General features: G+C 53.5%; 11 protein-coding genes, 6 tRNA genes and 1 other RNA gene. 11 read left to right on the forward strand and 7 right to left on the reverse strand.

Annotation, left to right across the window (positions count from 1 at the left end):
- Positions 1-10: 10 nt before the first annotated feature.
- On the forward strand, positions 11-1,366 hold the full coding sequence (locus FHW74_RS04755) for an adenylosuccinate lyase family protein (protein ID WP_183169373.1): 1,356 nt from the start codon (positions 11-13) through the stop codon (positions 1,364-1,366).
- Positions 1,356-2,567 carry an N-acetylglucosamine-6-phosphate deacetylase gene (gene nagA, locus FHW74_RS04760; RefSeq protein WP_183169374.1) on the forward strand — a complete coding sequence of 404 codons (1,212 nt, stop codon included), beginning with the start codon at positions 1,356-1,358 and terminating at the stop codon, positions 2,565-2,567. Before FHW74_RS04755 ends, nagA begins: the two co-directional genes overlap by 11 nt.
- Here the strand turns inward: nagA and FHW74_RS04765 are convergent.
- Together FHW74_RS04765 and FHW74_RS04770 are read right to left on the reverse strand one after the other, a co-directional pair.
- Positions 2,560-4,107 carry a helix-turn-helix domain-containing protein gene (locus FHW74_RS04765; RefSeq protein ID WP_183169375.1) on the reverse strand — a complete coding sequence of 516 codons (1,548 nt, stop codon included), beginning with the start codon at positions 4,105-4,107 and terminating at the stop codon, positions 2,560-2,562. The two genes, nagA and FHW74_RS04765, sit on opposite strands and share 8 nt — an antisense overlap.
- 93 nt (positions 4,108-4,200) lie before the next feature.
- On the reverse strand, positions 4,201-5,439 hold the full coding sequence (locus FHW74_RS04770) for an Nramp family divalent metal transporter (RefSeq protein WP_183169376.1): 1,239 nt from the start codon (positions 5,437-5,439) through the stop codon (positions 4,201-4,203).
- A 350-nt stretch (positions 5,440-5,789) separates the two neighbouring features.
- Here FHW74_RS04770 and FHW74_RS04775 point away from each other — a divergent pair, with 350 nt between their 5' ends.
- Positions 5,790-6,989, forward strand: coding sequence for a NupC/NupG family nucleoside CNT transporter (locus tag FHW74_RS04775; protein ID WP_183169377.1), 1,200 nt, complete (start codon positions 5,790-5,792; stop codon positions 6,987-6,989).
- Positions 6,990-7,038: 49 nt separating this feature from the next.
- Here FHW74_RS04775 and FHW74_RS04780 read toward each other — a convergent pair whose 3' ends face one another.
- The 3 genes from FHW74_RS04780 to FHW74_RS04790 all read right to left on the reverse strand — a co-directional run bounded on the left by FHW74_RS04780 (position 7,039) and on the right by FHW74_RS04790 (position 9,640).
- A complete protein-coding gene (locus FHW74_RS04780; RefSeq protein ID WP_183169378.1) occupies positions 7,039-9,222 on the reverse strand; it encodes an EAL domain-containing protein in 2,184 nt (727 codons plus the stop codon).
- A 228-nt stretch (positions 9,223-9,450) separates the two neighbouring features.
- Positions 9,451-9,526, reverse strand: a tRNA-Ala gene (locus FHW74_RS04785).
- Positions 9,527-9,564: 38 nt separating this feature from the next.
- A tRNA-Ala gene (locus FHW74_RS04790) sits at positions 9,565-9,640 on the reverse strand.
- Between the two features lie 218 nt (positions 9,641-9,858).
- Between FHW74_RS04790 and FHW74_RS04795 the strand changes: the two genes are divergently transcribed.
- Together FHW74_RS04795 and FHW74_RS04800 are read left to right on the forward strand one after the other, a co-directional pair.
- Complete coding sequence (locus tag FHW74_RS04795; protein ID WP_183169379.1) at positions 9,859-10,221, forward strand: YfeC-like transcriptional regulator; 363 nt, start codon at positions 9,859-9,861, stop codon at positions 10,219-10,221.
- 3 nt (positions 10,222-10,224) lie between these two features.
- A complete protein-coding gene (locus FHW74_RS04800) occupies positions 10,225-10,611 on the forward strand; it encodes a YfeC-like transcriptional regulator (protein WP_238406707.1) in 387 nt (128 codons plus the stop codon).
- A 50-nt stretch (positions 10,612-10,661) separates the two neighbouring features.
- On the opposite strand, the gene gltX is transcribed toward FHW74_RS04800, so the two are convergent.
- Positions 10,662-12,077, reverse strand: coding sequence for a glutamate--tRNA ligase (gene gltX, locus FHW74_RS04805; RefSeq protein ID WP_183169380.1), 1,416 nt, complete (start codon positions 12,075-12,077; stop codon positions 10,662-10,664).
- 259 nt (positions 12,078-12,336) lie between these two features.
- Between gltX and FHW74_RS04810 the strand changes: the two genes are divergently transcribed.
- From FHW74_RS04810 to FHW74_RS04835, 6 genes are all read left to right on the forward strand, one after another.
- Positions 12,337-12,412: transfer RNA gene (locus tag FHW74_RS04810), tRNA-Val, on the forward strand.
- Between the two features lie 48 nt (positions 12,413-12,460).
- A tRNA-Val gene (locus tag FHW74_RS04815) sits at positions 12,461-12,536 on the forward strand.
- A 41-nt stretch (positions 12,537-12,577) separates the two neighbouring features.
- A tRNA-Val gene (locus FHW74_RS04820) sits at positions 12,578-12,653 on the forward strand.
- Between the two features lie 4 nt (positions 12,654-12,657).
- Positions 12,658-12,733 (forward strand) — tRNA-Lys (locus FHW74_RS04825).
- 29 nt (positions 12,734-12,762) lie between these two features.
- A non-coding RNA gene (locus FHW74_RS04830) (RtT sRNA) lies at positions 12,763-12,888 on the forward strand.
- A gap of 111 nt (positions 12,889-12,999) precedes the next feature.
- On the forward strand, positions 13,000-13,332 hold the full coding sequence (locus FHW74_RS04835; protein WP_183169381.1) for a FlxA-like family protein: 333 nt from the start codon (positions 13,000-13,002) through the stop codon (positions 13,330-13,332).
- Here FHW74_RS04835 and FHW74_RS04840 read toward each other — a convergent pair.
- A complete protein-coding gene (locus FHW74_RS04840; protein ID WP_183169382.1) occupies positions 13,311-14,264 on the reverse strand; it encodes a LysR family transcriptional regulator in 954 nt (317 codons plus the stop codon). The two genes, FHW74_RS04835 and FHW74_RS04840, sit on opposite strands and share 22 nt — an antisense overlap.
- Positions 14,265-14,338: the final 74 nt, after the last annotated feature.

A 14,338-nucleotide genomic window follows, 5' to 3' on the forward strand; every position in this document is an offset into this window, starting at 1 on the left:
AGGAAGCATGATGCGAGCCCTGTACGATTCAAAAAGTAAAACCATTGACGATCGCGGCATGAAAGCGCTGTTTAGCCAGGAAGCGCGCGTCCAGTCCTGGCTGGACGTGGAGGCCGCGCTGGCGCTGGCTCAGGCGCAAGCGGGCATGATCCCGGAGACGGCGGCGCAAAACATCGCTGAAAACTGCCACCTGTCGCGTATCGATTTACAAGAGATGGAGCGGCTGCTGCGGGAAATCGGCCACGGCTTTGTACCGACCATCAAAGTGCTGGTCAAAGCCTGCTCCCCGGAAAGCGGCAAATATGTGCACTACGGCGTAACCACCCAAAATATCCAGCAAACCGCGCAACTGCATCTCGCCTGGCAGTGCCAGCAAATCATCAACGGCTTTGTGGATGACATTCTGCGTAACCTGGCGCGCATGGCGGAGCAGCATAAAGATACCTTGATGGCCGGACGTACCCACGGCAAGCACGCCCTGCCGATCACCTGGGGTTATAAAGTCGCGGTGTGGATCGATGAACTGCTCAACAGCCGCGAGCGCATGAAACAGGCCGAAAGCCGCGTGTTTACCGTGATGATGGGCGGCGCGGTGGGGGCGTTTCACGCCACCGGCGAAACCGGGCGCCAGGTGCAGGAGAGCGTGGCGCAGCATCTGGGGATGCATTCGATGCGGGTGCCGTCGCGCAGCGCCCAGGTGTACCGCACCGAGTTCATCAGCAACCTGTGTTTGCTGGCGACGACGCTGCAAAAAATGGCCGAAGAGGTGTATCTCACCTCGGGCGAAGAGTATGGCGAAGTCTCGGAAGCGTTTAAAAAAGGCACCGTCGGCAGCAGCACCATGCCGCAAAAGGTGAACCCGAAACTGGCGAAAGGGATTATCGCTAATGCGCAAAAACTCTACTCGGTGCTGACGTCGTCGCTGTACGTCTGCCCGCGCCCGTTCGAGGCCGACAGCTCCGCCTATTTCATCTTCGACGCTAACCTGCAGGAGAGCATGGAGTTGATGGCGGAAATCGTGATGCGCGCCGAAGAGTTAAGCCGCACGCTGGTGATTAATCCAGAGCGGATGAAGCAGAACGTGGGCATCACCCACGGGCTGATCAACAGCGAGAAAATCATGATGGCGCTGGTGGAGCGGCTGGGCAAAGATCCCGCCCATGAGCTGGTGTATGAGATGGCGATGCGCAGCACTCATGAAGGCATCGAATACGGGCAGGTACTGCGCGAACAGCCGCTGATCCGCGCCAGTTTTGATGACCATGAGATTGAGACCCTGCTCGACCCGGCCTGCTACACCGGCCTGTGCGCGCAAATCGCCCAGGAGATGGCGCAGCGGGTCAGGAGGGAAATCGATGACGATTAACGCGTTTCGCTCGACGCGCATCGTGACGCCTGGAGGGTTACGGAGCGGCGTGCTGGTGGTAGAAAATGGCAAAATCGCCGCGCTGACTGACGACTATCACGGCGAGGCGACGGATTACGGCGATGGTTATCTGATGCCCGGCTTTGTGGACATTCACGTCCACGGCTGGGGGCGCGGCTCTTTTGCCTGGAAAGGCACCCGCGAATCGGTACAGGCCATGAGCCGGGATTTGATTCAGGCGGGCGTCACAGCGTATCTCGCCACCAGCGCCACCATGCCGCAGGATTTTCTCGAGCGTTCCTTGCAGGCGGCGGCGGAGTATATAGAAACCGCGCCGCCGGGCGATGGCGCAGAAGCGGTGGGCATCCATATGGAAGGCCCGTATATCAACAAAAAGTACCTGGGGATGCAGCGTGAAGATAGCCTGCAACCGCCCTCCATCGCCGGGTTTCAGCATTTTAACCGGCTGGCGAACGGGCATATTCGCCTGATGACGCTGGCACCTGAACTTGATGGCGCACTTGAGCTAATCCGCTATCTGCACAGCCAGGGCATTACCGCCTCGGCAGGCCACACCGACGCCACTTTCGACCAGATGACCGCTGCCATCGACGCTGGCCTGACGCATGTGACCCACGCGTTTAGCGCCATGCGCGGTTTGCACCACCGGGAACCCGGCGTGGTGGGCGCAGTGATGTACTATCGTGACCTGTATGCCGAAGTGGCGAAGCAGACCGGCATCACCCTGCGGCCAGAGGTGTTCGATATTCTTTATCGCATCAAGGGCGACCGGCGGCTGGTGATGATGAGCGACTGCCTGGGCTATGTGGATTTCCCGGAGGGGTACCAATTTCACCACTATTTGCGCCAGGAAACCTTCAGGATTGCCGCCGGAAAATTGCAGATCAGCGGCAAGGACGGGGCGACGCGCAGCATTGCGCCGGATGACTGGGATGGCGTGCGCCAGCTGGAGATGAGTTTTCTCGATTCGATCAAAGCGGTGGTGGATCGGCTGGAAAACGGCCTGGTCTCCGCCGCGCACATCGCCTGTCTGAATCCGGCGCAGCTGGCGGGTGTCGCCGACCGCAAAGGCAGCCTTGAAGCGGGTAAAGACGCCGATTTTCTGGTGCTGGACGAGGCGTTAAATCTTAACGCCGTGTGGTGTCGCGGCGTTAAGCAACCGCTTGACGGCGTTAAATAAAAATTCCTGGGTAGTTTTGCGCCACAAATGCGCGCAATTGTTGTTCATTCATCCCGGCCGCCTGTTGAGCAAACTGCGCTGCCGGGATTTTTTTCTTCGCCCGCGACAACCCCTGCTGGCGCAGCAAGGTAATATCGTCCTGAGTAAGATGGAAATTCACCTTGATATAATCCAACTGATAATATTTCAAATAGCTGGATATTTTATTGGTGAAGGTGATCAGCAAATCAAAGGGAATGCTTTTCAGCTGGTGCAGTTCATTAATATTCACGCAGGCGACGATATCAATATGAAACCAGGCGTGAAGCACTTCTTTAAAATAGCCAATTTTACTTTCCGACGAGTTAGTCACGATAATAATCCGCTTACGGGGTTCGCTGACCAGCCGGTTTTGCAGCTCATATTTTTTGACGATCAGCAGTAGCGTCGCCAGATGCACGCCGGAAAACTGGATCGCGTAATGCTGTTCTATTGCGGCCAGCGCCTGCTTCACACTTTCCCACAGTTGCGGATAGCTGGCGCGCACGCCCTGCAATTTTTTATCTTCAAACCACAGGTGAAATTTATTCTGAATGATCGCCGAGCAAATAAACTGGTACACCTCGGCAAAATACGCCTGCCGGTTGTGAATCGTCGTCACCAGCGCAGGCGCGATACGATCGACAAACCGCCCCACCGCCTCAACGAGCGGCCGATCGTAAAGCGTGAAGGCTCGCCAGGTAGCGCTGAGTGACGATACCAGCAGATCGAGAAAGCCGTTTTCATTTGCTGACTCAAACAGCCCAAACGGCACCGTGGCAATAAAGTCCAGCGCTGAGATATCGTTAATTTCATGGCCGCGCTTCAGGCGATGCATCGCCAGGCTCAGATAAACCAGGAAATATTTTTTGCCGTTGTAGCCAAGACGCAGCGTCGGTTCGATGCGTTGGGTGTAAAGCCGCGCGGCGGCGGCGATCTCTTCATTGCACTGGCTGAGAAAACGCGTCGCCACCGAGCGGTTTACCGGATCGTTGGCTTTATGGGCGATTAGCCGGTGGTCTTCGCCTATTTCCACGGTTTTTAGAATCGTCAGGCACACCGCAATACGCAGCGCGATTTCGTCGCCGAACAACGCCGAGCCTTTGCGGTGAATACTTTGCAGGGTTAACTGCTTATCTTGTAAGAATTGGTTTAATACCGGGGCATCATTTTTCAGTGTGCTGGCGCTGACGAAAAACCGTTGGTAGTACTCGCTTTTATTCACCACGTCATTCAGACACAGCGCGACAAATAAATCGCGGGTGCGCTCTTGCGGGCTGGTGATATAGCGGTTGAACTTTATTTTCTCCAGTAGCTCAATATATTCGCCGTAACCCATGGCGGTGGTGATCAGTTGATTATCAACGTGCAGATGAAATTGCTCCGGCAACAGCGCGTTAATCTCTTTCATGGTGCGCTTTAACGTTGAGAGCGTTTTGCCAAATCGTTGGGTCACATCGCTTATCGCAACCGGACTGTGTTCCTGCACGTATTTTACGAAAACCAGATCAAATCCATTCATGGAAAATATTGAGCCATTGGCGTAAAGGGGAATAGGCCAGTTTAGCGGATCATCATCGGGAAAACCGTGACAGATGGCCTGTCACGGTCGGGTTTACAGGCCAAACAGCGTGCCAATCAGCAGCCACAGGTTGAGCGCCACCACCAGCACCACAATCCCCCAGCCGATAATCCGTACCCGTGGCGTGTTAACCAGCGAGCCCATGAGGTTGGCGTCGCTGGTAAAACGCAGCAGCGGCACTAACGCCAGCGCAATACCGAAGCTCAGCAGTACCTGGCTCATCACCAGAATGCGCGTCGGATCGAGGCCCATCAGGATCACGATAAAAGACGGCGCCATGGTGATGCTGCGGCGCACCCACAGCGGAATATGAAAACGCACGAAACCCTGCATCACCACCTGGCCGGCGAGCGTACCCACCACTGTGGAGGAGAGGCCCGCCGCCACCAGGCTGAGGCCGAAAATCGTCGCCGCCGCGTGGCTTAATAAAGGCTCAAGGGTTAAATAGGCCTGGTCGAGGTCGGCGACCCCGGTATGGCCGGAGAAATGAAACGCCGCCGCCGCCGTCGCCATCATCGCCAGATTGACAAATCCGGCGATGGTCATGGCAATCGCCACATCCCATTTGGTGGCGGAATAGCGCTCGGCGCGCGAGCCGTCATGCAAATTTTGGGTGAGCGACGAATGCAGGTAGATGACGTGCGGCATAATGGTGGCGCCCAGCACGCCTGCGGCGAGAAACACCGCTTCCGAAGTCGGCAGGCTGGGGATAATCATCCCTTTACCCAGTTCACTAAACTGCGGCTGGGAAAAAATCAGCTCGACGATATAAGCGACGGCGACAAACAGCAGCAGGCCGCCAATCACCCTTTCCAGCGGTTTCTGACCACGGCTTTGCAGCATCAGGATCAGAAAGGTCGCCACGCCAGTGAGTATCGCCCCCTGTAACAGGGAAACGCCAAGGATCAGCTTAAAGCCAATCGCCGCGCCAATAAATTCGGCAAGGTCGGTGGCCATGGCGATAATTTCCGCCTGGATCCAGTAAAACCAGACCAGCGGGCGCGGATAGTGGTCGCGGATCTGTTCTGCGAGGTTTTTGCCGGTGGCGATGCCCAGCTTGGCGGACAACACCTGGATCAGCATCGCCATCAGGTTAGCCCACACCACCACCCACAGCAGTTGGTAGCCAAAGCTGGCTCCCGCCTGGATATTGGTGGCGAAGTTACCGGGATCGATATAGCCAATCGCCGCGATAAACGCGGGCCCCATCAACGCCAGCCTGAGTTTACGCGCCGTACGGCCATTACTGTTATCAACGCGACTGCTGGTCATTTTTTGCCTCAAAATATAGCCTTTGCTATGTTTTATGCTAACAAAATGAGAATGATTATCAAGTTCATTCACAAGGGGAGCGTACGATTACTTTGATAGCTAAAAACGATGTTGGAAGAGCAGAGTGCGTCGCGCCGCGTTTTAATCCCGCGTGTCACGAAGTGTTAAAAGTATAGCCAGAGAACGTAACCTTTCAGTTCTTTACGTAACATATCAGAAATGTCTGGTGGATCACTATTTTTGCGGTTCGTCACAAGACCTTACTATAGTGAGCGTTAGATCTCGTTTTATTACGCCTCGTTGCATAGAATGTGCAAGGAAATTAAACCTGCCTCATATTCGGAGCACACATGTCCCGCGTTCTGCACTTTGTTCTGGCGCTCGCCGTTGTTGCGCTGCTTGCTTTGCTGGTCAGCCGTAACCGCAAAGAAATTCGTATCCGCTTTGTAATTCAATTATTAGTGATAGAAGTCATTCTTGCCTGGTTCTTCCTGAACTCTGAGGTTGGCCTCGGATTCGTGAAAGCCTTCGCAGGCATGTTCGATAAACTGCTCGGCTTTGCACGCGAAGGGACAAACTTCGTCTTTGGCGGTATGAACGATCAGGGTCTGGCCTTCTTCTTCTTACAGGTTCTCTGCCCTATCGTGTTCATTTCTGCGCTGATCGGTATTCTGCAGCATATTCGCGTGCTGCCGATTGTGATCCGCGCTATCGGTACCGTGCTCTCCAAAGTGAACGGCATGGGTAAACTGGAATCCTTTAACGCCGTGAGTTCGCTGATTCTGGGCCAGTCGGAAAACTTTATCGCCTATAAAGATATTCTCGGCAAAATGTCCCGTAACCGCATGTACACCATGGCGGCCACGGCGATGTCGACGGTATCCATGTCCATCGTCGGCGCCTACATGACCATGCTGCAACCGCAGTACGTGGTGGCGGCGCTGGTGCTCAACATGTTCAGCACCTTTATCGTGCTGTCGCTGATTAACCCGTACCGCGTTGAAAAAGAAGATGAGAACCTGCAGATGTCCAGTCTGCATGAAGGTCAGAGCTTCTTCGAGATGCTGGGCGAATACATTCTGGCCGGTTTCAAAGTGGCGGTGATCGTTGCGGCGATGCTGATTGGCTTTATCGCGCTGATCGCCGGTCTGAACGCGCTGTTCGCCGCCGTTCTGGGCATCTCCTTCCAGGGTATCCTGGGCTACGTGTTCTACCCGATTGCCTGGGTGATGGGTGTACCGGCAAGCGAAGCGTTGCAGGTGGGGAGTATTATGGCGACCAAACTGGTCTCCAACGAATTTGTGGCGATGCTGGATCTGCAGAAAATCGCCCAGTCCGCGACCCCGCTGTCTCCTCGCGCCGAAGGTATCCTTTCTATCTTCCTGGTGTCGTTCGCTAACTTCTCGTCTATCGGTATTATCGCCGGTGCGATCAAGGGCCTGAACGAAGAGCAAGGCAACGTGGTATCCCGCTTCGGTCTGAAGCTGGTGTACGGCTCTACGCTGGTGAGCGTGCTGTCTGCGTCCATCGCCGCGCTGATGCTGCCGTAAGGTTTGCCGGAAACAAAAAACCCGCTTCCTGAAGCGGGTTTTTTTATGGTTACGATAAGCTGCTTAGTGGTATCGGCCTGCCGGTAAGATAGCCTTGCAGGTAGTTAACCCCTAAATCCAACAGCAGCTGGCGCTGCGCTTCGGTTTCGACATACTCCGCCACCACCGAAAAGGATTTGGCTTTCGCCAGTTCGCAAATCGATTTCACGATCATGTTATCCAGCGAGTCGGTGAGGATATCTTTAATAAAGCAGCCGTCGATTTTGATGATATCCGCCTGCAGGCGCTTCAGACGTTCGAAGTTTGCATACCCGGTGCCGAAATCATCAATCGCGATACGAAAGCCGTTCTCACGCAACAGGGTAATGTTCTGAGTACTGGTTTCCGAATCCGAAAAGGCCTGCTCTTCCGTGACTTCAATAATGACCCGGCTTACCGGGACTGAATAATCGTTGAACAGTTGGATGATCTGCCTGGCGACGCCTTTTTGCATCAGCGTCAGAGGCATAAGATTCACGGAGAAACGTGGGCATGAGGCCGCCGAAGGATGCTGGCGAAGAAACGTCAGTAGCCCGGTCAGCACCTGTAAGTCGAAACGCACACTGAGGTTAAAATGCGCCACGATGGGAATGAACTTATCCGGCGTGATAAATTCCCCGTCGCAGTGCATCCGCGCCAGGATCTCGTGATATCCCTTACCCTGTGCATCGACGATTGGCTGTGCATAGAGCTCAATCTTCTCTTCTTCAAGTACCTGTTTGACCTGTTTAAGCAAGGTGATCCGCTCGGTCGTTTCGCCGGATATGGTCACCTTACTGTTTTGATTAAGCGGCAATACCGGTTCATCCGCCGTAACCTGCTCGGCCAGATAGCTCAGTTGGCTAATGACCCGGTACAGCTCCTCTTCGTGATAATCAATGGTCGACCAGGTCGCGCCATAGTCAATGTCCAGTTGGATATTGTTCCACGGGATACGTTTGCTGTTCAGTAAGTCGACCATATGGCGGAGCCGCGCCGCTGGTTCCGGCCCCTGGAGAAAAATCAGCAAATCGCTGCCGGGCAGCTGGAATACCATTTCGCCGCGCTGCAACCAGGGTTTAACCAGGCCAGATATTATTTGCTTCGCGTGGACACGCATCATCAGCCCGTAATGCCGGCTTAAAAAATCCATATTATTCAGCCGCAGGCAGCACAGGACGCCGTTACGTTCCTTTTCGATGATTTTTTCCAGCGCGCGTAAATTCGGCATGCGGGTTAACGGATCGGTTTGCGACAGAGTGTAATACTGGCGCTTCATTCGCTCATTACGCTGAAATATCACCGTCATAAACAGCACCGATACCGTAAATGCGATAAAGACTGACAATACGAATGCCAGTGAATAAGCCGAGTTGCCATATAAAAAGCTGTCGTTCCAGCTCAGCAGCATCCACGCGGATATCGACCATAATATGCTGATGAGCCGAGGGCCGATTTTAAATACGCCAATGGTGAAGAGCACAAAAACAATAGGTACCAGATAACCGGATATCCAGTCAGTCTCATAAGGTCCGCAACAAATAACCAGTAAAGCCACTACCACCACCAGCCAGCAGAAAGTAAAAATCCGCCGCCTGCGTGAAAACGCCGGAATGATGCAGTTGCGCAAAAATGCACGCGCAAAGGCCCGGCTCAATAGCATTCTCACGGGATAATAAAACATGCCGCTGAGAACTAATGCCGCTGCTACGGTATTCTGCGTATCAACGATGTTAAACATGGTCGAGCTGTGGCCAAAAAAGGGCTCAACGGCAGAGGGGAAGGCCATATAATGCCCAAGGACATAGCGCAACAATTTACTGAGCAGCGGCGCAGCAAATCCCATCCATAAAATACGGTGCCCCACGCCTTTGCCGGTCAGGTTATAGCGCCAACGGCGGCCCAGGAAGGCCTGACAAATCGCGGCGCAGAGAATAAACGGTGCCATAAAGCAAAACAGAAATGCGCTGAGCTGGAATCCACTGATGTTGTAACGGTGGTAATAGGAAGAGGCAAACACAATAATCAGCGGGGCGATGGCATAGCGGCCAAATAACAGCAGCATGGCTACCATAACGCTTAACGGCAAATAGGCGAGATAAAGCGCCTGCCCGTCAACAATAGCTCGAGGAGAAATATAACGCGCCATCGGCACCAGTAAAAAACACAACACTAATGCTACAAAAAAACGCTTTATATTAATTCTATTTAACATGGATATATATAATTTACTTGTTAATTTGGCACGTAAAATAAGCAGCGCTAATAATATGGTCACCCTTTATCCGGCGCAAGTTATAACAAGAGTAATCACCTCTGGATAAACAAGGGATTAACGAATTACTACAAAATGACATAAATAAAATTAAATCAGGGGTCGGCTAAAGAGAAAAAATCCGGGCTCAGAAACGAAAAACCCCCGCCGAAGCGAGGGTTTGAAATGTGGTGGAGCTAAGCGGGATCGAACCGCTGACCTCTTGCATGCCATGCAAGCGCTCTCCCAGCTGAGCTATAGCCCCACGATTTTTTGTTTGCACCAAACTTGTGGGATGAAGTTTGGTGGAGCTAAGCGGGATCGAACCGCTGACCTCTTGCATGCCATGCAAGCGCTCTCCCAGCTGAGCTATAGCCCCTACGCAAAATCGTTGTCGTGTTGACGGCCCGAATAATATGAATTCCATCCTGGACTGTCAACGCGAAATTCACCGATTGGATTCAACCGCTGAAAAAGCCAGCAACATGCCACCTGTCTCGCACTTTCCTGAACTCGCTAGTTATTCACGTCACAGTTTCCAGTAAAATAGTGCTATAAGATGAACAACTAATAACCTTATAAATCACTGGAGTAATCATGCTCAAGGAACGAATGACGCCAGAAGAATTGGCAATGCTAACGGGTTACAGCAGGCAAACCATAAATAAATGGGTGCGCAAAGAGGGATGGGAAACCTCGCCCAAACCTGGGGTGCAGGGCGGTAAAGCAAGATTGATCCACGTTAATGAACAAGTCCGGCATTTTATTCGCAGCGCCCAGCGCGCCACTGAACCCCACGCATCCTATAGCGCCCCGCAGGCTGAAACGCCGCTCGAAAGTTTGCTGATTAATTCACTAAAAGAAATGACGCCATCCGAACAAAAACAGATGACCTCTTTACTCCTGAGAGAAGGAATTTCCGGGATGTTGCAACGACTCAGTATCCGTCACGATGACTAGCCTATGATGATTTTCAAACCAAGGATGACCCCAGCGGAACTCGCTGAATTAACGGGCTACAAAGCGCAGACCATTAATCGTTGGGTAACCGACCAGCAATGGCAAACCGTTCCTTTAAAAGGTGTAAAGGGTGGAAAAGCGCATCTGATTATTGTCGATGAGCGGGTGCGGGAATATGTCTCCGGCACCCGCAAAATGCAATCCAGAACGGATGGTCACCACGCAGCGGAACCAGCGGTGGTCTATGGGGACGATGCCGCACAGCTGGAAACCCAGTTACGCCAGGTCGCCCAGGCGATGACGCCCCATGAGCGTCAACAGCTTTCAGCCCTGATTTTGCGCGAGGGCATTAGCGGGCTGTTAAAACGGCTCGGCATTAAAGATGAATAGCAGCCAAAAATAAAGCCGGTATTAACCGGCTTTATTCGTTAACAGCAGGATTACTGCTGGTTTTCACGCTCGGCGATAAACGCCAGCGCTTTATTAATGCGCTCTACCGAACGGCTTTTGCCGATTGCATGCACGGTAACGTCCAGGCCCGGCGACTGCCCTGCCCCGGTAACCGCCACGCGCAGCGGCATACCTACTTTACCCATACCGACTTCCAGCTCATCTGCCGTCGCCTGAATGGCCTGGTGAACGTTTTCCGCCGTCCAGGTGGTGATAGCGGCTAATTTATCACGCACCACTTCCAGCGGCTGACGCGCCACCGGGCGCAGGTGTTTCTTCGCTGCGTCAGCATCAAATTCTGCGAAGTCTTCATAGAAATAGCGGCAGGTGGCGGCCATCTCTTTCAGCGTCTTGCAGCGCTCGCCAAGCAGTTTCACCAGAGCCGCCAGTTCCGGGCCGTTGCGGGTATCGATATTTTCCTGCTCGATATGCCATTGCAAGTGAGTCGCCACATACTCCGGCGCGAGCGTATTGATATAATGATGGTTCAGCCACTGCAGTTTTTCAGTGTTGAAGGCGCTCGCGGATTTACTGACCGCATGCAGATCGAACAGCTTAATCATCTCTTCGCGGCTGAAAATTTCCTGATCGCCGTGAGACCAGCCCAGGCGCACCAGATAGTTCAGCAGCGCTTCCGGCAGATAGCCGTCATCGCGGTACTGCATTACGCTCACCGCGCCGTGGCGTTTGGAGAGTTTTTTACCGTCGTCGCCGTTGATCATGGAGACGTGGGCATACAACGGCACCGGCGCGTTCAGCGCTTTCAGAATGTTGATCTGGCGCGGGGTGTTGTTGATATGGTCTTCGCCGCGGATCACGTGGGTGATTTCCATATCCCAGTCATCAACCACAACGCAGAAGTTATAGGTCGGAGAACCGTCGGTACGGCGGATGATCAGATCGTCCAGCTCTTGGTTGCTGAATTCGATCGGCCCGCGGATCTGATCGTCAAAAATCACCGACCCGTCCTGCGGGTTGGCAAAACGCACCACGCACGGCTCATCGGCGGCATGATGTTCGTGACCATGACGGCAACGTCCGTCGTAACGCGGCTTTTCGCCTTTCGCCATCTGCTCTTCGCGCAGTGCGTCAAGGCGCTCTTTGGAGCAGTAGCATTTATACGCCGTGCCCGCTTCGAGCATCTCATCAATCACCGCGTTATAGCGATCAAAGCGCTTAGTCTGATAGTACGGGCCCTCGTCCCACTGCAGGCTCAGCCAGTTCATACCGTCCATAATGGCTTCGATGGCTTCCGGCGTTGAACGCTCCAGATCGGTATCTTCAATGCGCAGGACAAATTCACCGCCAAGGTTGCGAGCAAAAAGCCAGGAATAAAGAGCAGTACGAGCGCCACCAACGTGCAGATAGCCGGTTGGACTCGGTGCGAAGCGGGTTTTGATTTTCATTAATTGGCCTTACGTTTGTAAAGGTGCCGGAAAACGGCAAATGCCTGGGAATGCTAAGTGGGCAATATTCTACCACCGTCAACCGATTCCTCAATGTTCAACCCTGTTGTTGAAGGTTAATGGGATAAACTGACGACAAATCAAGCGCCAACGAAGAATAATCGATCGCATTGGCTAAATTTAAGACGAGCGATTAAAAACTTATGAAAATGCGTTGACTCATTTTCAACTCTCCCTATAATGCGACTCCACACAGCGGGGGTGATTAGCTCAGTTGGTAGAGCATCTCCTTTACACGGAGGGGGTCGGCGGTTCGAGCCCGTCATCACCCACCATCTTTAAGATGGTCTCCCGTTAAGCAGTACGACAAGCGATTTCGATGTGGGTGATTAGCTCAGTTGGTAGAGCATCTCCTTTACACGGAGGGGGTCGGCGGTTCGAGCCCGTCATCACCCACCATATCGAAAAGCGTGTTGCGAAGTACCCGGTAATACCGAAATGGGTGATTAGCTCAGTTGGTAGAGCATCTCCTTTACACGGAGGGGGTCGGCGGTTCGAGCCCGTCATCACCCACCATTTCGGGTCGTTAGCTCAGTTGGTAGAGCAGTTGACTTTTAATCAATTGGTCGCAGGTTCGAATCCTGCACGACCCACCAATGTAAAAAAGCGCCCTAAAGGCGCTTTTTTGCTGTCTGCGATATACAAGATTCGAACCTGCCGCAGGTTCGGGTCGAACGAAGTGAGACAACGGAGCCGCTTGCGGCGACGGCCCGAAGGGCGAGCGAAGCGAGTCATCCTGCACGACCCACCAATGTAAAAAAGCGCCCTAAAGGCGCTTTTTTGCTATCTGCGATTTATCAGTGTTCTCAAGTTCTTATTAAACCTGCCGATATCACCGTATTGGCAACAAAAGGAGAACACAATGACCACCATTTCCACCACAACCTCGATGATGCAAACCAGTAACGGCGGTACAGCACAAGGCAATAGCCTTGCGGCGCAAATTACCCGTCTCACCCAGCAAATCACCAAACTGACCCAGCAGTTGAAAGATATCGCCAGCGGCAGCGGTAGCGCTGAACAGAAGCAAAAGCAGCAGGAGCTGATCCAGACGCAGATTAAAATGCTACAGGCTCAGCTGGCGCAGTTGCAGCGACAGCAGGTGGAAGAAGCCCAGAAGAAGCAGGAGCAGCAAAGCAGCACCGCGAGCGTTAACGCGCCGGGCAGCGACCATCAGATTGATGTGTACGTTTGATCGTCTGGTACGTTAAACAGCGGATCGTGGATACGCGCCTCGGTCAGGCAGTAGGCCTGTGCGCGTACCACCTCCCAAATCGCCTGCGCCGCCCCGGACAGCGATCGTTTCTTGCGTTGCACCAGCATTAACTGGCGCTCGATTACCGGCGTCAGCGGCTTGACCACCAGATGGCACCCCTGCGGCAAAGGCAGCGCCAACGCGGGCAATACGCTAATCCCTATCCCCGCCTCCACCATGGGAAATAGCGTCGCCGGATGACCAATCTCCTGAACAATATTGGCTTCAATAGCCTGGCGCGCCAGCGCCGCATCGATTAACGGACGGCTCCCCGACGCATAATCTTGTAAAACCAGCGGCTGCCCGTGTAACGCCTGCCAGGGAACATCACGCTGTTGGCTGAACGGGTGATCCTCGCGGCATAACAATAAAAATGGCTCTGATAACACCACCTCACACTGCAAATCGCTTACCGGGCCGGGATCGATAACGATGCCAAAATCCACTTCTCCCTGACGAATGCTTTCCAGCACCCACTGCTGCGGCCTGTCGTGCAGCACAAAATCGATTTCCGGGTAGTCGCGGTTGCTGTGCGCAATGCACTGCGGAATTAAATGCGCGGATATGGTCTGGCTGGCCGCAACGCGCACCGTCCCCGATAACTGCTGCCCTACCCGCCCGGCATCGCGCAGGGTGCTGTTCAGTTCATCCAGCAGGCGTTCCAGCCGCGCCGCTAACTGGTGCCCGGCCTCGGTCATCACCACTTCCCGGGTGGTGCGATCAAACAGCCGCACGCCGCACTGGCGCTCCAGCTCTTTAACACTGTGACTTACGGCGGATTGACTTAAGCCGATGATGTCCCCGGCGCGGCTGAAGCTTTTGGCTTGCGCGACGGTAACAAAGGTGCGCAACTGACGCAGTGAAACATTCATATATTTCCTTCATGAATGGATGCAATAAATCAATTTTATTTCTCAAAATGAAAAACGCAAAATAACGTTTCGAC

It is taken from the genome of Atlantibacter sp. RC6 (genome assembly GCF_014193285.1).
In the GTDB taxonomy this organism is placed as follows: Bacteria; Pseudomonadota; Gammaproteobacteria; order Enterobacterales; family Enterobacteriaceae; genus Atlantibacter.